An 18594-nucleotide genomic window follows, 5' to 3' on the forward strand; every position below is an offset into this window, starting at 1 on the left:
AGTTCGTCGGCGAACTCAGCCCTCAGCCCGACGAACGCGTGGGCGCCAGGACGCCGTCCAGCAACGTGTCGATGAGCCACGCGCTGCGCTCCTCGTGGCTGCCGCGCACGAAGAGCGCCGACCCGAGCGCCGCCACCGTCGGGTGCCGCTCGGGATCGGCCGAGTCGAGCGTGGTCACGAGGTCGCTGAGGTCCTGCTCGCCCCGTTCCCGGCGGCTGTCCCACTCCGCGACCGCCGCCGTGGCGTGCTGGAGCAGCAGGTCCGTCGCCCGTCCCGCGGCCTCCGGCGGCACCCCCGCCGCCGTCAGCAACCGCATCAGCACCTCGATCAGGTCGAGGTAGTGCGGCCCGTCCGGCCACACGAACAACGCCGGCCGCGCGATGCCCGAGTGGTCCGCCAGCATCGCCGAGTAGTCGGCGAACAGCCGGTGCAGCCGGTCGCGCCAGGGCTCCACCCCGTCCCAGGACAGGTCCAGCGAGGCGATCAGCCGGTCGATCAGCAGCGCGCTGAGCTCGGTGGCGTTGCGGACGTAGACGTACAGCGACGCCGGCCCCGTGTCCAACGCACCCGCGACCCGGCGCATCGTCAGCGCCTGCGCGCCTTCGGCCACCAGGATCGCCATCGCGGCGTCCACGATGCCGTCCCTGGTCAGAGCGGGTTTCGCCGGCCGCTCACGGCGGCTGACCGGCGTTTGTCGTGCCATGTGATCAGCCTATCACCACCTCGAACGGGATCGTGACGAACATGTTCGTTACGATCCCGTTCGAGACCACACTCGAAACCCCGAAGCGCACGATGGTGCTGACGCTCGTCGTCGTCCTGCTCGCCGACGCCATGGACCTGATCGACGCGACGATCTCCAACGTCGCCGCGCCATCGCTGACCGCCGACCTGGGCGCGGGCCCCGGCCTGATCACCTGGCTGGGCGCGTCCTACGCGCTGGCCCTGGGCTCACTCCTGGTCCTCGGCGGCCGCCTGGGCGACCGCTTCGGCCAGCGCCGCACGTTCCTGACCGGCCTCACCGGCTTCGTCCTCGCCTCCGCTGCGGCAGGCCTCGCGTTGGGCCCGGAGATGCTCATCGGCGCCCGCGTGGCCCAGGGCGCGTTCGGCGCGTTGCTCATCCCGCAGGGCATGGCGATCATCACCTCGACGTTCCCGAAAGACGCGCTGCGCAAGGCGTACGGCCTCTTCGGCCCGATGCTGGGCATCTTCGCGGTGGCCGGCCCGCTGCTCGGCGGCGTCCTGATCGACGCCGACCTCTTCGGCCTGGCGTGGCGCCCGATCTTCCTGATCAACATCGTGGTCGGCGGCGTGGCTCTGGCCCTGGCCTTCCGCTACCTGCCGACCGTCGAGCCCGACCGCACCGCGCGCATCGACCTGGTGGCCGGCGGCCTGCTCGCCACCTCGCTCTTCAGCCTGCTGTTCGGCCTGATCACCGGCGCCGAACACGGCTGGGACGCGCTGTCGATCACGGCAACCGCTCTGGGCGCCGCGCTCTTCGCCGCCTTCTGCCGCCGCCAGACGCGCAGCGACCAACCCCTCCTGGCCCGCTCGCTGCTGTCCAACCGCGGCTTCACCTCAGGACTGGTCATGGGCCTGCTGGTGTTCGCGGCGTTCAGCGGCCTGATGTACGTGATCTCGCTGTTCTTCCAGCTGGGCCTCGGCTACTCCCCGACCACGACGTCGCTCAACCTCATCCCGCTCACCGTCGGCATCATGGCCGGCTCCGGCGTCAGCACCGCCCTGGTGCCGAAACTGGGCCGCAAGATGGTCGTGGCAGGACTCCTCACCACCCTCGCCGGAACCGCGTTCCTGCTGCTGGTCGTGAACGCAGAAGCAACCTGGTGGCACAACGCCATCGCGACGACCGTCATCGGCCTCGGCGCCGGCATCTGCTTCAGCACGATCTTCACCTTCGCGCTGGGCGACGTGGAACCCCACGAGGCCGGCGCCGCCAGCGGCTCCCTCAGCGCCGTCCAGCAGGTGGCCAACGGCATCGGCTCCGCAACGGTCACCAGCGTCTTCCTGGCCACGACCACCGCCGCGGGCACCACCACCGCCATGACCACCACGCTCCTGACGGTCGGGGTCGTCATCCTCGCCTGCCTGGCGGCCGTCCCGCTGCTCCCCCACACCGCCGCCGCCGACCACCACTGACCTCAGGAGAGCACCATGAGCAAGCTCGTCATCTTCGGCGCGAACGGCGCCACCGGCCACGCCATCGTCGAACAAGCCCTCAACGCGGGCCACACCGTCCGCGCCGTGGTGCGCACCACGTTCCGCGCCGACCTCCCCAACCTCGAAGTCTTACGAGGCAACGTCCTGGACCCCGCCGACGTAAGCGCCGCCATAGCCGGCCAAGACGCCGTCATCTCCGCGATCGGCCCGTCCGGAAGCCGCGCCAACGGCCTGTACTCCACCAGCGCACAGCACTTCGTGACGGCGATGCTGGAGGAGAACGTCGACCGGATCGTCGTGCTCTCCTCCAGCGGAGTGCGCCACGGCGACCCTCACCACCCACTCTGGTACCGCGCCGTCGCCCGCACGCTGATGCGCGAGCTCTACGGCGACATGCGCGCCATGGAGCACATCCTCGAAGACAGCGGACTGAACTGGACCGCCGTGCGCCCGACCCGCATCGTCGACACACCGGCCACCGGGACCTACCGGGTCGGTGACGCCGAGAACCCCGCGGGCGGCACCGCGATCAACCGCGACGACCTCGCCCGGTTCGTGGTGCAGGAGACGATGGAGGACCGGTGGTCACGGAGCCGTCCCACGCTGGCGCACTGACCACGAAGCCGGCGCAGAACGTCAAACCGTGATCACGCACCCCTGGTGGTCGCGGTCCGCCGCGTCCTCGTCGTCGAACCAGTGGCCGTCCGGCCCGAGGTAGCGGAAGCACAGCGTGGTACCGCGTGCGACGACGACCGAGGCGGTGCGGCTCCCGTTGGAGCGAGCTCGGAGTGCGGTCGTTCCCGGAGTCCAGTCGTTGAAGTCACCGACCACGCTGACGGGCCCTGGGGGCTCGTGCCGGGGAAGCGCCCACGTCACTCGCACCTGCTGATCTTTGGTGTGCAGGATCCGGATCATCGACTCGTAGTTCCTTCCGCACTTCTTCGGCCGTCTGGCGTTCCAGACTGCCGCCGAGCCGCGACCGCAGGCGCAGCGACGCGCCGCCCACCGGGCAAACCCCCTGATCGAGTGGCGTGGCCTCGGGGGTGAGCGTGAGCGCCCACCCCCGAGGTCTTCTACCGCCTGCGTGTCCCGAGACTCAGCACGGTGCCGGCGATGACGGCCGCCACGACCACCGTGATCAGAGTCGGGACGCTGACGGTGAGCTCACCCGCTCGCAGGCTGGGCAGCAACACCCCCAGCAGGACCAGAGCGAGCACTGCCACGCCGGCCAGCCACGCCGTTCTGCGATTCATCGTTCTCCTCTGCGTTTCAGAGTGCACCGAGCACCGCGCCGCCGGCACACGCGCCCGCGGACTCACCGAGCCCCGTCGTCTGTCCGTTGATCGTGTTGGTCACGACGTTGGACACCGTCTCCTTGATGCAACCGCCGGCGGCCACACCGCCGATGGCACCGCCGACCGGCGTGACGTAGGGCGAGATCGCGGTTCCGAACGACACGCCGACCGCCAGTCCGAACAGACCGCCGACGGCGTCCCCCGCGAAGTCCGCCCACCCGTAGGCGCCGGTGGGGTCGCTCTTGTTGATCGGGTCGCCCTGCGCGTAGTTGTAGGGGTTCGCCTCCTGGCCGGTGGGGTCCGGGGAGCGGAAGCGCGCGTACGCGCTGTCGTACACGCGGTAGCCGAGCAGGTAGTGACCGCGCTGCAACTGGTACGCCCCGAGGTAGCGGAACGGGTTGGACGTGGCCGCGGCGCCGGTCGCGGTGACCGCGCCGTACGGGGCGTAGGTGTACTCGGCGGCGAGGTTGCCGGACGAGTCGACCAGCCCCAGCACGCTGCCCTGCTGATCGGTGACGGCGCCGAACCTGGCCCCGGCGGCGTCCTTCAGCCCGACCAGCAGGCCGTTCGGGTCGCGGGTGTAGCTGGAGCGCTTGCCGTTGTCCACGGTCTCCGTTACCCCGAGCGCCGTCCTGGTGAACGCGTGCGTGGTCTGGAAGCCCGTGCCCGACTCGGTGATGGAGCCCGGCTGCGTCTGGTCGACGGTGTCGAACTTGAAGTCGAGCACCTTCGTCGCACCGAGGTTGCCGGTGAGCACCTGGTTGGTGGGGCTGAAGGTGAAGCTCGAGTCCGGGTTCGTGGTCGACGCGTAGTTGCCCGCGCCGTCGAACGACACGGCCGTGTCGTTGATCTTCGTGTACTGGTCCGCCGCGTTGACCTGGTAGGTGCGTCCCTCACCGCTGAGCAGGTTGGTGGCGAGGTCCAGGTCGTAGTTGCCGTTGCCCGCGCGCGTCAGGCGTCCGAGGGCGTCGTAGGTGTAGTCGGTCGTGACGCCCTTGACCGTCTTCGAGCGGATCTTGTCGGTGTCCGTGCCGTCGGGCTTGGTGTAGCTGTAGCTCGCCGTGAACACCGCGGGGCTGCCGGGCTTGGCGACGTTGATCGACTTCCAGCGGCCGGAGTTGTCGTAGCCGGTGGTCTGCACCGCCCCGCCGGGGAAGCTGGTCGTGGTGCGCCGGTCCGCGTCGTCGTAACCGAAACCCGTTGTGCCGCCGTAGGAATCCGCCAGCGAGGTGAGCCTGCTCGCCGCATCGTAGTTGTAGGTGGCGGTGCCGGTCGGGGTCGTGATCGTGCGGATGTTGCCGATCTTGTCGGAGGAGTACGACACGACCTCGCCACCGCGCGTGACCTTGGTCAGCCTGTTGGACGGGTCGTACTCGAGTGCCCGCGTGGCGTTCGAGGTCTGCGTGCCGGTCAGGTTTCCGTTGGCGTCGAAGGTGTTCGCCTGCAGCGTCGTGGCGCCGCGTTTGATCGTGATGACGCGGTCCATCTGGTCGTAGCCGTAGTCGATCTTCACGCCGTTGCCGTCGGTGACGCTGGTGAGACGCGACAGGGAGTCGTAGCCGTACCGGGTCGGCTTGGCGGGCGCCGGCGGCACGACAGCGGTCAGGTTGCCGAACCGGTCGTACTCGTACGCCGTCGTGGCGCCCTTGCCGTCGGTGCGGGAGCCGAGCAGGTTGCCGAAACCTCCGCGATAGCTGTAGGTCTGCACGTCGGCGTTCAAGCCCACCGAGCGCACCTTGGTGACGTTGCCGCTGGAGTCGTACTCGGACGTGATCTGCTCGCCCGAAGACGTGGTGACCTGGGTGGGCAGATGCGGGTTCTGCGCGTCGGTGTAGCCGACCACGTTCTTGGCACCGGTCGGCAATGAGGTGCCGACGAGGTTGTTCAGCGTGTCGTATTGATAGGTCGTCGAGTGCGACAACGCGTTGGTCGCCGAGTTGACGTCGCTGTTGGCCGTCCACGTCGTCGACTGCGCGTGCCCGAGTGCGTCGGTGGCCTTGGTCTGCCTGCCTTCGCTGTCGAACTCGTGCACGGAACTGCGCTCGTTCGCGTCGGTGACGGTGGTCTTGCGCGCGCTGAGGTCGAAGTCGTACTTCGTGGTGGCGGTACCACCGGCGATCGGCACCGTCAGCGACTCGACCAGGGAGTTCTTCCACGTCACGGTGTACTTGCCGCCGCGCGCGTCGGTGATCGACGTCAGGTTGCCGTCTACGTCGTAGGTCACCGAGACCGGCTTGCCGTCACGGCCCGCGAACCGGGTCAGCCTGCCGGAGTCGTAGGCGAACTGGCCGAACGTGAACCCGGACGGGTCGGTGATGGACTCGACCGCACCGGTCTCGTCACCCGCGAACGTCGTGACGCGCCCCTGCGAGTCGACGATCGACGCGATCTCGCCGTCCGCCGTGTACCGCATGGAGTTGCTGTGCCCGTTGCGGTCGGACTGCGACAGGAGCCAGCCGTCCGCGTTGAACGTCCAGGTCTCCTTGGAGTTGCGGAAGGCGAGGTTGTACTTGTCCCCCTCGATCTTCTCCAGCGTGGCACCGAGTCCCGGCGCGTCGGCGAAGGTGCCGTCGGCCCGCTGGGTGAACGACACGCAGTACCCGTTGGGTCCGTACAGCTCCATGCTGCCGTTCCACGCGACGAGCCGGACGGCGGGGCCGCTGTTGAGCTGCCAGTTGCCGAACGAGTTCCGAGCCCAGTCCTGGCTGTTGTAGACGTGGTTCACGGACAGGTTGAGCCCGGTGCCCTTCAGCGTCAGGTCACGTGCGGTGACCATCAGGTTGCCGCTGTGCAGGTTGACCGCGAGTTCGAGCCGGTCGCTGATCCGGTGCCGTTCCATCGGGTACGACGGCAGGGATCCTGGCTGGTCGAACGACGTGCAGGTGATCGTCCTGGGCCCTCGTTCCCCCGCTGCGCGAGCGGGTGGCGGACCTCCGACGGCGGTGCGGTTGACGTTCGCGGACGGGACCCACTCCCGCGGCGCCTCCGCGGACGCCGCTGGGACGATGCCGCCGGCGAGCAAGACCGCGGCGGCGAACAAGGACAGCTTTGATCCACGCAAGACGTGGCGTCTCATCAAATCCCCCAGACCACGCCAGGCACCCCCAGGCGCCTAGCGGACCGCCGGGTCCCCCAATGGCCCCGGCGATCTTGAAGCAGCGTCCGGGTTCCCCGCCCGCACAGCCCGAAACGCGGACCACTCGAACGGCGCAACCGCGCGCAGGAGCCGTCCAGACCGGACCACGATCGCCGAGGCCCTCCCTCAGCCCAGACCGATCTGCGCGAAGAACGTCTGGTTGTCCCAGAACAGGAACTCCTCGTCCATCGTGCCGCGCCGGTTCCACAGCCCGATCGTGGCCATGTTGATCGCGTACTTCTTCCCGGTCGGCGCGATGAACCCGCCCCTCCCGTCGGGCATGGGCCGCGTGAACGTGCCCTGCATGACCCCCGCCACCGCTGTCAGGCCGCCGTTCGCCACCCGCAGGTAGTGCGACTCGATGCGGGTGTCGGGCGCCCACACGAACAGCGCCTTCAGGTCCTCGATGTGCTTGTCGATGCCGTCGGTGTAGTGGCCGTCGGGCCAGTGCACGCGGATGTTGCGGGCGTGGCTCTCGCCCAGCCGCGCCCACTTCTCGTGGCTGAAGACGTCGAAGTCGAGCTCGTCGAACGTCTTCAGGTTGTCGCGTTCCTCCCTGGTCAGGTCCTTGACGAACGGCGGGTTCGGCACCCGCGTCGTGGCCGGGTCGGGCAGCGGCGTCCACGGCGAGTAGCCCGCCGGGGCGGCGGCTTCGGCCACGCCGCCGGTGACGGCGGCCAGGGCCATCGCACCGAACGCGGCGGTGCTGCCCTGCGTGATGAGCGAGCGTCGGTTGAGCATCTCGGGCACCTTCCTCTGGTCTGGTGCACGAGAGTTTTGCACTAACTTTTCGTTAGCGCTATCCCCTGGATGGCGTTGTGATCTAGCTAGCAGGGATCGACTCGATGACTCCCTCGGCGATGGGGGTAGCGGTCTCGGCGTAGCGGGTGGCGAGGGTCTGGAACAGCTGCTCGGCCTCGATCGCGGGCCAGTCGCGGTCCAGCAGTTCGGCCGGCAGGTGCGGATCCTGGCGGACCAGGTCGAGCCAGTCGCCGTGCAGCAGCAGTTGGCGGGCGAGGTCGTCGGGCGCGTCCAAAGGCTCGCGCCAGCGCGCCAGGAAGTCCTGGTAGCGGGCGCCGATCGCGGCCGTGTCGAACGCCCGGCGCGCCAGGTCGGCGGCCTCGGTCGGCTTCGCGTGCTGCGCCGTGAAGACCGTGACGTTCTCCGCGAGCGACTCGACCAGCGCGGTGACGTCCCGCGTGCCCGGCGCGATCCACAGGCCGTTCTGCACCGGACCGAAGCCCGCCCACTGCAGTTGCGAGCGCAGGTCGTGCCGTTCGCCTCGGCGGCCCTCGGGCAGCGAGAAGCCGACGAGCGTCCAGGTGCCGTCCCAGTCCCTGTTCACCGCGCCGCGCTGCCAGATGCGCTGCTCGCCGTCGCGCAGGACGTCCGTCGCGCGCGGCGTCAGTCCGAAGTAGACCTTGCGGCCGTTGCGGCGCTTGGCGAGCAGGCCTCGTGAGGTCATGCGGGTCAGCGTCGAGCGGACCGCCTCCTCCGAGACGTCCACGCGCCCGAAGACGTCGATCACGCTGCCCGAGTAGACCGCGATGTCGCGGCCGAACACGTACAGGCCCAGGAAGTTGAGCATCAAGGACTGGGGCGTCACGCTGCTCACGATACATGTTGGGCAGCATCTAGACGAGCGTCACGATAGTGCCCTACTTTGGGTGCCATGAAGCTGACGGGAAAGGTCGCGATCGTCACCGGTGCCGGCCGCGGACTGGGCAGGGCCTACGCGGAAGCCTTGGCGCGCAACGGCGCCAGCGTCGTCGTCAACGACGTGGACGAGTCGGTCGTCGAGCTCGCCGAACAGATCGCGGGCGTCGCGGTCGTCGCCCCGGTCGGGCCCACCTCGACCGCCGACCGGCTCGTCGCGGCCGCCGTCGAGGAGTTCGGGCGGCTCGACGTGCTGGTCACCAACGCGGGGATCCTGCGCGATCGGGTGCTGTGGAAGATGACCGACGACGACTTCGACGCGGTGATCGACGTGCATCTGCGCGGCACGTTCACCTGCGCCCGCGCGGCAGCGGTGCGGATGCGCGAGCAGGGCACCGGCGGCAGTCTCGTGCTGGTCTCCTCCCCCGCCGGTCAGCGCGGCAACTTCGGCCAGACCAACTACGCGGCCGCGAAGGCCGGAATCGCCGCCATGGCACGGACCTGGGCGTTGGAACTCGCCCGCTCCGACATCACCGTGAACGCGATCGTGCCGGTCGCCGCGACCGAGATGACGAGGACGATTCCGGCGTTCGCGCCGTTGATCGAGGAGTCCGAACGGACCGGTGAGCCGTTGCCCGCGTGGCTGCGGCGCGACGAGGGGCTCGGCACCGTCGAGGACGTCGCCTCGCTGGTCGTCCACCTGGCCTCCGACGCCGCGAAGGGCGTGACGGGGCAGGCGATCGGCATCGGCGGCGACCGGCTCGCGCTCTGGTCGCACCCCGCCGAGAAGCAGGTCCAGTTCGCCGACGGGGGCTGGACGGCCGACGGGATCGCCGCGCACTTCGCGGAGTTCGAGCCCGAGAGCTACGGCATCCCGGCACCGGTGGCGCCATGAACGTTCCCAAAATGAACGTGGACAGCCTCGTCGCGATCGACGTCCACACGCACGCGGAGATCTCGCGCGACGGCCACAGTTCCCTCAGCCCCCAGTTGATCGAGGCCTCGGCCAAGTACTTCAAGACCGCCCACAGGCAGCCGACGATCGCCGAAACGGCGGAGATCTACCGCGCGCGGAACATGGCCGCGGTGATCTTCACCGTCGACGCGGAGCACGCCACCGGCCACCCCCGGATCTCCAACGAGGAGATCGCCGCGTCCTGCGCCGAGCACGCCGACGTGCTGATCCCGTTCGCGAGCGTCGACCCGTGGAAGGGCCGCGCCGCCGTCCGGGAGGCCCGCAGGCTGGTCGAGGAGCACGGCGTGCGCGGGTTCAAGTTCCACCCCAGCCTGCAGGACTTCTCGCCGGACGACCGGATGGCGTACCCGCTGTACGAGGTCATCGAGGAGCTCGGCGTGCCCGCGCTGTTCCACAGTGGACAGACCGGGATCGGCGCCGGCGTGCCCGGTGGCGGCGGCATCAGACTGAAGCACTCCAACCCGATGCTGGTGGACGACGTCGCCGTGGACTTCCCGCACCTGCGGATCGTGCTGGCGCACCCGTCGTTCCCGTGGCAGGACGAGGCGCTGGCCGTCGCGACGCACAAACCGTTCGTGCACATCGACCTGTCCGGCTGGTCGCCGAAGTACTTCCCGCCGCAGCTCGTCCGGTACGCCAACACGTTGTTGCAGGACAAGGTGCTGTTCGGCTCGGACCACCCGGTGATCACCCCGGACCGCTGGCTCGCGGACTTCGCGAAGCTCGACATCGCCGACGACGTCCGCCCCAAGATCCTCAAGCTCAACGCCGCCCGCTTGCTCGGACTCGTGAAGGAGGACGCGTGACCATCTCCGTGCAGGGAACCGCAGAGCTGAAAGCCCTGGCGGGCAAGAACCTCGGCCACACCGACTGGCTGCAGATCGACCAGTCGCGCGTCGACACGTTCGCCGCCGCCACCGACGACCACCAGTGGATCCACGTCGACCCGGAACGCGCCGCCGCCGGGCCGTTCGGCGGCACGATCGCCCACGGCTACCTGACGCTGGCGCTGCTCATCCCGTTGATGACCGAGCTCCTGGACGTCTCCGGCGTGCGGATGAGCCTCAACTACGGCCTGGACAAGGTGCGCTTCCCCGCGCCCGTGCCGGTCGGCGCCAAGATCCGGCTGGCCGGACGGGTCGACACCGTCGAGGACGTGCCGGGCGACGGCGTGCAGCTCACCGTCGACTTCACCGTCGAGATCGAGGGCGTGGCGAAGCCCGCCTGCGTCGCCCGTGCCGTCTACCGCCACTACACATGAGGGTGTGAAGTCATGGCGCCAACAACGCAGTTACGCCGTGCCGTCGCGTCGAGCTTCCTCGGCAGCGTGATCGAGTACTACGACTTCCTGCTCTACGCCACCGCGTCCGCGATCGTGTTCAACAAGGTGTTCTTCTCCGAGCTGGACCCGCTGGTCGGCACGATCGCGAGCTTCGGCACGTTCGCCACCGGCTACCTCGCCCGGCCGCTGGGCGGTGTCCTCTTCGGACACTACGGGGACCTGCTGGGGCGCAAGAAGATGCTCGTGCTGACCATGAGCCTGATGGGTGTGGCGAGCTTCTTCATCGGCCTGTTGCCGACCTACGCGCAGGCGGGCTGGCTCGCGCCGGCCGGACTGATCCTGCTGCGGGTCGTGCAGGGCATCTCCGTCGGCGGCGAGTGGGGCGGCGCGGTGCTGATGTCGGCCGAGCACGCCACGTCGCGGCGCGGGCTATGGGCGAGCTTCACCAACGCGGGCGCGCCCTGCGGCATGGTGCTGTCGACGCTGGCGCTGACCGGCACCGCCGCCCTGGTCGGTGAGCAGGCGTTCCTGGAGTGGGGCTGGCGGGTGCCGTTCCTGCTGAGCCTGGTGCTGCTGGGGATCGGCCTGTTCGTGCGGCTCAAGGTCGAGGAGACGCCGGTGTTCCAGGCCTCGCGCCGGCGCGGCTCGATGCCGTTGCTGGACGTCCTGCGCAACCACCCGCGCACGCTCGCCCTGGGCATCGGCGTGGGGCTCGCGGCGTTCGTCGCGCAGTCCACGCTGACGACGTTCGTGCTGGCCTACGGCGTGCAGGCGGGTGAGAGCCGGCAGATGATCCTGAACGCGCTGACGTTGTCGTCGGCGCTCGCGGTGATCGGCATCATCAGCTGGTCGGCGGCGTCGGACCGGTTCGGGCGGCGGCCCGTCGTGCTGGCGGGCGCGGTGCTGATGGGGGCGTTCGGGTTCGCGTTGTTCCCGTTGGTGGACAACGGATACGTGGTGATCGCGCTGGTGCTCGGCCAGGCGGTGATCCACCCGATGATGTACGGGCCGCTGGCCGCGCTGTACAGCGAGCTGTTCAACACCGGCAGCCGGTACACGGGCGCGTCGCTCGGTTATCAGCTCGCGGGGCTGGGCGCGGGGCTCGCGCCGTTGCTGTTCGCGCAGGTGCAGCGGTCGGCGGGCACGGGCGCGATCCCGTTCATCCTGGCGGCTTTCTGCGTGCTCACGGTCGTGTGCACGGTGGCGTTGCGGGAGACCAGCAGGACCAGCCTGACGGGAGACGGGGATGCGGAACGCGGGACTGGGCAGCTGGCCACACCGCCGCGCGCGCATGGCGCCGAAGCGTGAGGCGCTGACGTACGAAGGGGTTTCGGTCTCGTACGGCGCGCTGGCGGTGCGCACGACCCGGCTGGCGTGGCAGTTGCGGTCGCTGGGCGTGCGGCACGGCGACCGGGTCGCGTACCTCGGGCCGAACCACCCGTCGTTCGTGGAGACGATGTTCGCCGCGCACCAGCTGGGCGCGATCTTCGTGCCGCTGAACTTCCGGCTCAGCCCGGCGGAGATCGACTACCAGTTGACCGACTGCGGCGCGTCCGTGCTGGTGCACGCCCCGGCGCACGTCGTCTCGCACCCGCGGGCGGTGTCCTTGTCCTCGTACGAGGAGTTCCTGTCCCTCGGCTCCGCCGAGCCGTTGGACGAGCCGGTGTCGGTCGACGACGTGGCGCTGATCCTCTACACGTCCGGGACCACCGGCAGGCCCAAGGGCGCGATGCTCACGCACGCCAACCTCCTGTGGAACACGGTCAACCTGATGATCGGCGTCGACCTGCGTTCGGATGACGTCGTGCTGGTCACCGCGCCGTTGTTCCACGTCGCGGCGCTCACCCAGACGCTGTTGCCCTCCTTCGTCAAGGGAGGGCACAGCGTGATCACGTCGCGCTGGGACGTCGCCGAATGCCTGTCGCTGATCGAGAAGTTCGGGGTGACCTGGATGTTCGGGGTGGCCACGATGTACGGCGACCTGGCCTCGGCACCGTCGTGGCCCTCGGCTGACCTGTCGTCGTTGCGGGTGCTGCTGTGCGGCGGGGCGGCCGTGCCGGACTCGCTGATCCGGTCGTTCCAGGACCGGGACCTGGTGTTCTGCCAGGGGTACGGGCTCACCGAGACCGCGCCCGGCGCCACGTTCCTCGAAGCCTGGGACAGCGTCGCGCACGCGGGGTCAGCGGGTCCGTGCGTGTTCCTCGGAGACCTGCGGCTCGCGTCGACCGGTGAGATCGAGGTGCAGGGCCCGAACGTGACGCCGGGCTACTGGAACGACCCGGCGGCCACGGCGGCGGCGTTCACCGACGACGGCTGGTTCCGCACCGGCGACCTCGGCCGGCTGGCCGACGGGCACCTGTACGTGCTGGACCGCCTGAAGGACATGTACATCTCGGGCGGGGAGAACGTCTACCCGGCCGAGGTCGAGAACGCGATCGCGGCCCATCCGGACGTGGCCGAGGTTGCTGTCGTCGGCGTGCCGGACGAGCGTTGGGGCGAGGTGGGCAGGGCGTTCGTCCGGCCGCACGACGGCGTTGCGTTCGACGTTTCGGCGCTGCGGGAGTTCCTGTTGCCGCGCCTGGCTAAGTACAAGATCCCGGTGCACGTGGAGGTGGTGACCTCGTTGCCGCGCACGGGGTCGGGCAAGGTGCTCAAGCCCGCCTTGCGCCGGCTGCCTCTCTGACCTCGTGCCGGGCGAGCAGCGTGTGGACTGCCTCGTCCACCGCGTGGGCCATGGCCTTCTCGGTGGGCGACCAGTTCATCAGCAGCATCCGCGGCCAGAACGCGAAGTTGGAGATCATGCCGAGGAACTGCGTCGCGGCGAGCACCGGGTCGGCGACGTCCAGCGTGCCCTCGTCGTGCTCCTGCTTCAGGTAGTCGCGCACGGCGTCGAAGAAGGGCTGCTTGCCGAGCTTGAACTGGGTCTGGCCGAGCTCGGGGAAGCGCGGCGCCTCGGCGATGACGATGCGGAACAACGCGACCATGCCCGGCCGCGTCAGCAACGCCACGTACCGCCGTCCCAACGCGGTCAGACCCGCGCGCGGGTCACCGGGCTTCGGCGTGAGCGCGCCCTCCTCCGTGCGCCAGTAGTCCGTGACGATGGCGTCGAACAGCTCGGCCTTCGTCGGGAACTGCTTGAACAGCGTCGCCTTCGACACCCCGGCCGCGTCCGCGATGCGCGCGAGCGACGTCTTGTCGTACCCGGACTCCAGGAACAACCCGGTGGCGGCGTCGACGATCGCCGCCCGCTTCTGCTCAGCCATGCGCTCGTGGTAGGTCGGCACACCCCCATTCTGCCATGAGGTGAGTCACTTGACTCACCATCAGCCAGCTCGCTAGCGTTCCGAGGTGAGTCACTCAACTCATCACTCGGAGGAACCATGCCCCGCTTCGACGGCCAAACAGTGCTCGTCACCGGCGCGACCAGCGGAATGGGCGCGAGCCACGTCCGCGGCTTCCACGCCGCAGGAGCCCAGGTCGTGATCGCCGCCCGCGACCACGAGGCCGCCACCGCGTTCGCCACCGACCTGGGCCCCTCGGCTTTCGCCGTGCGCCTGGACGTCACATCCGAACCGGACTGGACCGCCGCACTGGACGAGGTCTCGTCACGCTTCGGCCCGCTGTCCGTGCTGGTCAACAACGCGGGCACGCAACACCCGGCAGCCCTGATCGAGGACACACCAACGGAGGTCTGGGACCGCACCCTGGCGGTGAACCTCACCGGCCAGTTCCTGGGCATCAAGCACGCCACCCCGTCCCTGCGCGAGGCGGGCGGCGGTTCGATCATCAACATCGCCTCGACCATGGGCAACGTGGGCCAGGCCTATTACGCGCCCTACGTGGCGAGCAAGTGGGCCCTGCGCGGCCTGACCCGCACCGCAGCCCTGGAACTGGGCCGGGACAACATCCGCGTGAACTCCATCCACCCCGGCGTGGTCGCCACCCCGTTGATCACCGAGTCCCTGGATGGCGGCCCCGCGATCGGTGACCTCTACTCCCCCGCCCCGTTCGCCGTCCCGCGCCTGGGCACCCCGGAGGAGGTGACCGCCCTGGTCCTGCACCTCGCCTCCACCGACGGCGCCTTCGCCACGGGCGCGGAGTTCGTCCTGGACGGCGGCCTGCTCCTGGGCCCGGCCCTAGCGGCCTAGGTAGTCCGCCACCGCCCCGAACGTGAACAACCCAGTCCCCGCCACGAGCTCACCCGAGGCAGGCGCCAACACCCGACGGGCCCGCTCCACCAGCCCGTCATCGCCCAACCGGACCGCCGCCAGGTGCAGCAAACACCCGCGCACCTCGGCCAGCAGATCCGCCGGCCCGTCCGGCAACGCCCGCGCCGCGACCAACGCCTCGTCCGGCGGCAACACCAGCGGCGCCACCCACTCCCGGTGCGGCCCCCAGTCGTCGTCGAGGTCCACAACGGACGGTCCGTGCAGGCTCAACAGGGCCAACGGCAGCAGTCCGCGTTCCATGCCCCACATGCCGGTCCCGCCCGTACGACCGGCCGCGGCCCGATAAGCCTTGTCCGCCTTCACCTTGTCGCCGGCAGCCGCCAGCTTCAACGCCGCATACCACTCGGTGAACACGCCAACCAACGGCAAGTCGTGCCGCGCGGCCAGCTCATCGGCTTGGCGCGCGTGGTCGTCGGCCGTCTCGAAGTCGGCCAGGGCTGCATTGGCCTGAACCAGGATCAGGTGGCCGAGGACCTCGTGGGTCACCAGGTGGTGCGCGGCAGAAATCGCGACCAGCTCACGACCGATGGCGGCACGCTCGGGAGCCAGGCCGGCGCGGTGGAAGGTGTGCATGAAGCGGGCGTTGAGGGCGAACGCCAGCAGGGCCGGGTCGCCAAGATCGCGGGCGATGGCCTCGGCCTCGATGGCCTCCGGCAGGCGGGCGCCGGTGCCGCGCTCCTCCATGGCGATGGTGGCGAGCAGGCGGGCGCGGGTGGCGGTCGGGTCGGGGAAGGCGGGCAGGGTGCGGAGGGCGGCGGCGACGAGTTCGGCGGAGTGGGCCGGGTCGTCGTTGGTGGTCCAGATGCCTGGGACGTCGAACGAGCCGATGACCTCGGCCACCGCACTCGGGTCAGCCGCGAAGCCGGTGGCGGCAGCAGTGCTGTGAGTGGTGGCAGCGGGCGTGGTGGCGACGGTGGTCGGTGTGGTGGCCAACGCGGCAGTGGTGGGTGCGGTGCTGGTGGGTGCGGTGCTGGTGGGTGCGGTGGCCAGGCGGAGGGCGGCTGAGCGCTGCTCGCGGGCCGCTTCCAGGTCGCCGCTCACCGCCAGCGCCCTGCCCAGCCCCGTCAGCAGGCCGACCCGGTCCTCCCCCGCAGCCGTGATCGCCGCCCTCCACAACCCCACCGCCTCGCGTGGCGATCGCGTCGCCTCCGCCGCCCCTGCCAGCGCCCGCACCGCCGCGTCACCCCGGGCACCTGCCTCCAGGTAGTGGTGCGCGAGCAGGGAGACCTCGTCCGGGCGTAGCGACTCCAGGGCCGCCGCCACGTCCGCGTGCCAGCGAGCGCGGCGGGTCAGCGACACGTCCTCGTAGATGGTGTCCCTCACCAGCACGTGCGTGAATCGGGCGCGGCCCGGCGCCTGCTCCGCCACGAAGCCGGCTTCCAGCGCCAGGTCGAGTGCGTCGAGCACGTCCGAACCGGCAACGGCCGACAGGAGGTCCACGTCGATGTCGCGGCCCAGCACCGATGCCTGGCGCAGCACCGTCACCGACGTGGCGGGCAGTGCGGCCAGGCGGTGGCGGATCACCTCCCGCACGCCCGCGGGCACGCCGAGGGTGCCTTCGGCGGCGAAGAGGCGGGCGAGTTCCTTGGCGTAGAACGGGTTGCCACCGCTGCGCTCGTGGATCGACTGCGGGTCGACCGCCGACGTGATCGGCCTGACCAGCTCCGCCACCGAGTCGGAGTCCAGGCCGCGCAACGGGACCCTGGTCGGTTCGGCGCGGGCCAGGGCTTCCAGCGGGACGGTGACCCGGGAGGTGGCGACGATCAGCACACGGCCGGCGAGCCTGGCAGTGGTGAACGCCGCCAGCACGGCCAGGGTCTCCTCGTCGGCCTGGTGCAGGTCGTCCAGCACCACGAGCACGGGAGACGCCGCCTCCACCGCGGCCACCACGGATCGGCGCAGGTGGAAGCGGTCGGTGGACTCCAGACCAGACCCGAGTGACTCCACCACCTGTTGCCACGGCCAGGCCACCGGGGCGTCCTCGGGGCAGCGCGCCCAGACGGCGGTCCAGCCGAGCCTGGTGGCGAACGCCTCGGCCAGCGCGGTCTTGCCGACGCCGGCTTCGCCCGTCACCAGGGCCAGGCCGAGTCCTGCGGCGGGGACGGCCGAGAACAGCGCGGCCAGCTCCGCCGAGCGGCCCACCAGCGGTGACGGCAACGCCAGGCGCGGTGACTGGGCGAGGATGTCGGCCTCCACCGCACGGAGTTCCGGGCCTGGATCGACGCCCAGGTTCTCGGCCAATGCCCGACGCGCCTCGCGCACGGCTTCCAGCGCGTCGCCCTGCCGTCCCTCCCGGTACAGCGCGAGGGCCAGCAGGCTCCACGCCTTCTCGCGCCACGGGTGGTCGGCCAGGTGGGCGCGCAGGTCGGCCACGACCTCGGCGGAACGGCCCAGGTCCAGCAGGGCGGAGGCGCGGCGTTCCCCGGCCAGCAGGCGCAGTTCGGACAACCGCGAGATCTCGGCGCGGGCCCAGTGGAAGTCCGCGAACTCGACGTAGGCCGGGCCGCGCCACAACGCCAGAGCACTGTCCAAGGCGGACAGGTCGCCGCCGAGCAGCGACTCGAACCGCCAGGCGTCGACATCGGAAGCGAGCAGTGCATAGCCGGCACCGGACGTGACCAGCAAGGACGAAGGAGTCCTGGGTGGACGGTCGGGTTCGAGGGCCTTGCGCAGGGCGCCGACGAAGGTCTGCACCGTGCCGAGCGCCCCAGACGGCGGGTCCTCCCAGAGGTCGGCCACCAGCACGTCGACCGGGACCACGCGGCGGCGCGCCACCAGGAGGCGGGCCAGCACGGCGCGTTGCTTCGGGCCGCCCAGCCGGGCGGAGCCGGCGGTCAGCGGGCCGAGCACGCCGAAGGTCACCATTCGCTGATTCGTTGCTGATCGGGCCGGCGCACAGTGGCCGCGTGAACCACGAAACCTTCGACTACCAGCGCGTTCAGGTCTCCGGCGGGATCGAGCTGAACGTGGCCACGACCGGCGGCGGGACGCCCGTCGTGCTGCTGCACGGCTTCCCGCAGACCCACCTCATGTGGCGGCACGTCGCCGCCGACCTGGCCGCCGATCACACGGTGATCATGCCCGACCTGCGCGGCTACGGCGACAGCGACAAGCCGCAGGACACCGGCCTCACCTACGCCAAGCGGACGATGGCCCAGGACGTCGTCGACGTCACGAAGGCGCTGGGCCACGACAGGTTCGCGCTGGTGGGCCACGACCGGGGTGCGCTCGTGGGGTTCCGCGCCGCACTCGACCACGCCACGACAGTCACGCACTTCGCCTCGCTCGACGTGCTGCCGACGCTGGACATGTGGGACGTCATGCGCGGCACGTCCGCCGCCGTCGGCTTCCACCTGTTCCTCATGGCCCAGCCGCCCGGCCTGCCCGAACAGCTCATCGGCGCCAGTCCGGACGCGTTCTTCGGCCACTTCCTCGACGCGTGGGGCGCCGCGCCGTTCCCGCCGGAGATCAAGGACGAGTACCTGCGGGCGAGCCGCGAGGCCGTCCCGTCCATCGTCGCGGACTACCGGGCGTCGGCCACGATCGACGTCGAGCACGACACGCAGGACAAGAACGCGGGCAACCAGCTGCAGATGCCCGTGACCGTGCTGCAACAGGACTGGGGCGCGGCCCTCGGCTTCGACGCGAAGCGACTGTGGAGCGCGTGGGCGGCCGACCTCGACCACCAGACCGTCCCCTATGGACACTTCATGGCCGAGGAAGCACCACACGAGATCGCGCGCACGATCCGCGACCTCACCAAACGATAATTCCTGCGCATACAAGGAAATTCATTCCATTGACCACGCGCTGAAGCCGTGCCGATACTGGGCGTCGGAAAT

17 protein-coding genes are annotated in these 18594 nt (G+C 70.1%); 9 read left to right on the forward strand and 8 right to left on the reverse strand.

Annotation, left to right across the window (positions count from 1 at the left end; genetic code table 11):
• Positions 1-22: 22 nt before the first annotated feature.
• Entirely contained in the window at positions 23-703 is a 681-nt protein-coding gene (locus ACFWNN_RS22370) for a TetR/AcrR family transcriptional regulator (RefSeq protein WP_382441848.1), read from the reverse strand.
• A 41-nt stretch (positions 704-744) separates the two neighbouring features.
• Here ACFWNN_RS22370 and ACFWNN_RS22375 point away from each other — a divergent pair, with 41 nt between their 5' ends.
• Both ACFWNN_RS22375 and ACFWNN_RS22380 read left to right on the forward strand, forming a co-directional pair.
• Positions 745-2157, forward strand: coding sequence for an MFS transporter (locus tag ACFWNN_RS22375; protein WP_382441849.1), 1413 nt, complete (start codon positions 745-747; stop codon positions 2155-2157).
• A 15-nt stretch (positions 2158-2172) separates the two neighbouring features.
• Positions 2173-2793: an NAD(P)-dependent oxidoreductase gene (locus ACFWNN_RS22380; protein WP_382441850.1), complete on the forward strand. Its 621-nt coding sequence runs from the start codon at positions 2173-2175 to the stop codon at positions 2791-2793.
• Positions 2794-2814: 21 nt separating this feature from the next.
• Here the strand turns inward: ACFWNN_RS22380 and ACFWNN_RS22385 are convergent, their stop codons facing one another.
• From ACFWNN_RS22385 to ACFWNN_RS22405, 5 genes are all read right to left on the reverse strand, one after another.
• Complete coding sequence (locus tag ACFWNN_RS22385) at positions 2815-3093, reverse strand: isoamylase (RefSeq protein WP_382441851.1); 279 nt, start codon at positions 3091-3093, stop codon at positions 2815-2817.
• Between the two features lie 158 nt (positions 3094-3251).
• Positions 3252-3431, reverse strand: coding sequence for a hypothetical protein (locus ACFWNN_RS22390; protein WP_382441852.1), 180 nt, complete (start codon positions 3429-3431; stop codon positions 3252-3254).
• Between the two features lie 16 nt (positions 3432-3447).
• Entirely contained in the window at positions 3448-6549 is a 3102-nt protein-coding gene (locus ACFWNN_RS22395) for an RHS repeat-associated core domain-containing protein (RefSeq protein WP_382441853.1), read from the reverse strand.
• A gap of 186 nt (positions 6550-6735) precedes the next feature.
• On the reverse strand, positions 6736-7350 hold the full coding sequence (locus ACFWNN_RS22400) for an ester cyclase (protein ID WP_382441854.1): 615 nt from the start codon (positions 7348-7350) through the stop codon (positions 6736-6738).
• A gap of 82 nt (positions 7351-7432) precedes the next feature.
• On the reverse strand, positions 7433-8215 hold the full coding sequence (locus ACFWNN_RS22405) for a PaaX family transcriptional regulator C-terminal domain-containing protein (protein WP_382441855.1): 783 nt from the start codon (positions 8213-8215) through the stop codon (positions 7433-7435).
• A gap of 66 nt (positions 8216-8281) precedes the next feature.
• Here ACFWNN_RS22405 and ACFWNN_RS22410 point away from each other — a divergent pair, with 66 nt between their 5' ends.
• The 5 genes from ACFWNN_RS22410 to ACFWNN_RS22430 are packed head-to-tail and all read left to right on the forward strand — an operon-like array spanning position 8282 to position 13206.
• Complete coding sequence (locus ACFWNN_RS22410) at positions 8282-9160, forward strand: SDR family NAD(P)-dependent oxidoreductase (RefSeq protein ID WP_382441856.1); 879 nt, start codon at positions 8282-8284, stop codon at positions 9158-9160.
• 11 nt (positions 9161-9171) lie between these two features.
• Positions 9172-10047 carry an amidohydrolase family protein gene (locus ACFWNN_RS22415; protein WP_382441983.1) on the forward strand — a complete coding sequence of 292 codons (876 nt, stop codon included), beginning with the start codon at positions 9172-9174 and terminating at the stop codon, positions 10045-10047.
• Entirely contained in the window at positions 10044-10502 is a 459-nt protein-coding gene (locus tag ACFWNN_RS22420) for a MaoC family dehydratase (RefSeq protein ID WP_382441857.1), read from the forward strand. Before ACFWNN_RS22415 ends, ACFWNN_RS22420 begins: the two co-directional genes overlap by 4 nt.
• Positions 10503-10514: 12 nt before the next feature.
• Positions 10515-11831 (forward strand): MFS transporter, encoded by a 1317-nt coding sequence (locus tag ACFWNN_RS22425; RefSeq protein ID WP_382441858.1) that lies wholly within the window; start codon positions 10515-10517, stop codon positions 11829-11831.
• A complete protein-coding gene (locus ACFWNN_RS22430) occupies positions 11770-13206 on the forward strand; it encodes a long-chain fatty acid--CoA ligase (protein WP_382441859.1) in 1437 nt (478 codons plus the stop codon). Before ACFWNN_RS22425 ends, ACFWNN_RS22430 begins: the two co-directional genes overlap by 62 nt.
• Here the strand turns inward: ACFWNN_RS22430 and ACFWNN_RS22435 are convergent.
• On the reverse strand, positions 13175-13786 hold the full coding sequence (locus ACFWNN_RS22435; protein WP_382441860.1) for a TetR/AcrR family transcriptional regulator: 612 nt from the start codon (positions 13784-13786) through the stop codon (positions 13175-13177). The genes ACFWNN_RS22430 and ACFWNN_RS22435 overlap by 32 nt on opposite strands.
• Before the next feature lie 117 nt (positions 13787-13903).
• Between ACFWNN_RS22435 and ACFWNN_RS22440 the strand changes: the two genes are divergently transcribed.
• Positions 13904-14671 (forward strand): SDR family NAD(P)-dependent oxidoreductase, encoded by a 768-nt coding sequence (locus ACFWNN_RS22440; protein WP_382441861.1) that lies wholly within the window; start codon positions 13904-13906, stop codon positions 14669-14671.
• On the opposite strand, the gene ACFWNN_RS22445 is transcribed toward ACFWNN_RS22440, so the two are convergent.
• The gene (locus ACFWNN_RS22445; protein ID WP_382441862.1) at positions 14660-17617 is read right to left on the reverse strand and encodes a BTAD domain-containing putative transcriptional regulator; all 2958 of its coding nucleotides are present in this window, start codon (positions 17615-17617) and stop codon (positions 14660-14662) included. The genes ACFWNN_RS22440 and ACFWNN_RS22445 overlap by 12 nt on opposite strands.
• 41 nt (positions 17618-17658) lie before the next feature.
• Here ACFWNN_RS22445 and ACFWNN_RS22450 point away from each other — a divergent pair, with 41 nt between their 5' ends.
• Positions 17659-18522, forward strand: coding sequence for an alpha/beta fold hydrolase (locus tag ACFWNN_RS22450; protein ID WP_382441863.1), 864 nt, complete (start codon positions 17659-17661; stop codon positions 18520-18522).
• Positions 18523-18594 lie beyond the last annotated feature (72 nt).

The sequence above is a fragment of the Lentzea sp. NPDC058450 genome (assembly GCF_042721395.1).
GTDB lineage: Bacteria > Actinomycetota > Actinomycetes > Mycobacteriales > Pseudonocardiaceae > Lentzea.

Excerpts from the sequence above, each read along its gene's own strand:
- ACFWNN_RS22370 (WP_382441848.1), bottom strand. The coding sequence starts at position 703 with ATGGCACGACAAACGCCGGTCAGCCGCCGTGAGCGGCCGGCGAAACCC.
- ACFWNN_RS22375 (WP_382441849.1), top strand. The coding sequence starts at position 745 with ATGTTCGTTACGATCCCGTTCGAGACCACACTCGAAACCCCGAAGCGC.
- ACFWNN_RS22380 (WP_382441850.1), top strand. The coding sequence starts at position 2,173 with ATGAGCAAGCTCGTCATCTTCGGCGCGAACGGCGCCACCGGCCACGCC.
- ACFWNN_RS22385 (WP_382441851.1), bottom strand. The coding sequence starts at position 3,093 with ATGATCCGGATCCTGCACACCAAAGATCAGCAGGTGCGAGTGACGTGG.
- ACFWNN_RS22390 (WP_382441852.1), bottom strand. The coding sequence starts at position 3,431 with ATGAATCGCAGAACGGCGTGGCTGGCCGGCGTGGCAGTGCTCGCTCTG.
- ACFWNN_RS22395 (WP_382441853.1), bottom strand. The coding sequence starts at position 6,549 with ATGAGACGCCACGTCTTGCGTGGATCAAAGCTGTCCTTGTTCGCCGCC.
- ACFWNN_RS22400 (WP_382441854.1), bottom strand. The coding sequence starts at position 7,350 with ATGCTCAACCGACGCTCGCTCATCACGCAGGGCAGCACCGCCGCGTTC.
- ACFWNN_RS22410 (WP_382441856.1), top strand. The coding sequence starts at position 8,282 with ATGAAGCTGACGGGAAAGGTCGCGATCGTCACCGGTGCCGGCCGCGGA.
- ACFWNN_RS22415 (WP_382441983.1), top strand. The coding sequence starts at position 9,172 with ATGAACGTGGACAGCCTCGTCGCGATCGACGTCCACACGCACGCGGAG.
- ACFWNN_RS22425 (WP_382441858.1), top strand. The coding sequence starts at position 10,515 with ATGGCGCCAACAACGCAGTTACGCCGTGCCGTCGCGTCGAGCTTCCTC.
- ACFWNN_RS22430 (WP_382441859.1), top strand. The coding sequence starts at position 11,770 with ATGCGGAACGCGGGACTGGGCAGCTGGCCACACCGCCGCGCGCGCATG.
- ACFWNN_RS22435 (WP_382441860.1), bottom strand. The coding sequence starts at position 13,786 with ATGGCTGAGCAGAAGCGGGCGGCGATCGTCGACGCCGCCACCGGGTTG.
- ACFWNN_RS22440 (WP_382441861.1), top strand. The coding sequence starts at position 13,904 with ATGCCCCGCTTCGACGGCCAAACAGTGCTCGTCACCGGCGCGACCAGC.
- ACFWNN_RS22445 (WP_382441862.1), bottom strand. The coding sequence starts at position 17,617 with ATGGTGACCTTCGGCGTGCTCGGCCCGCTGACCGCCGGCTCCGCCCGG.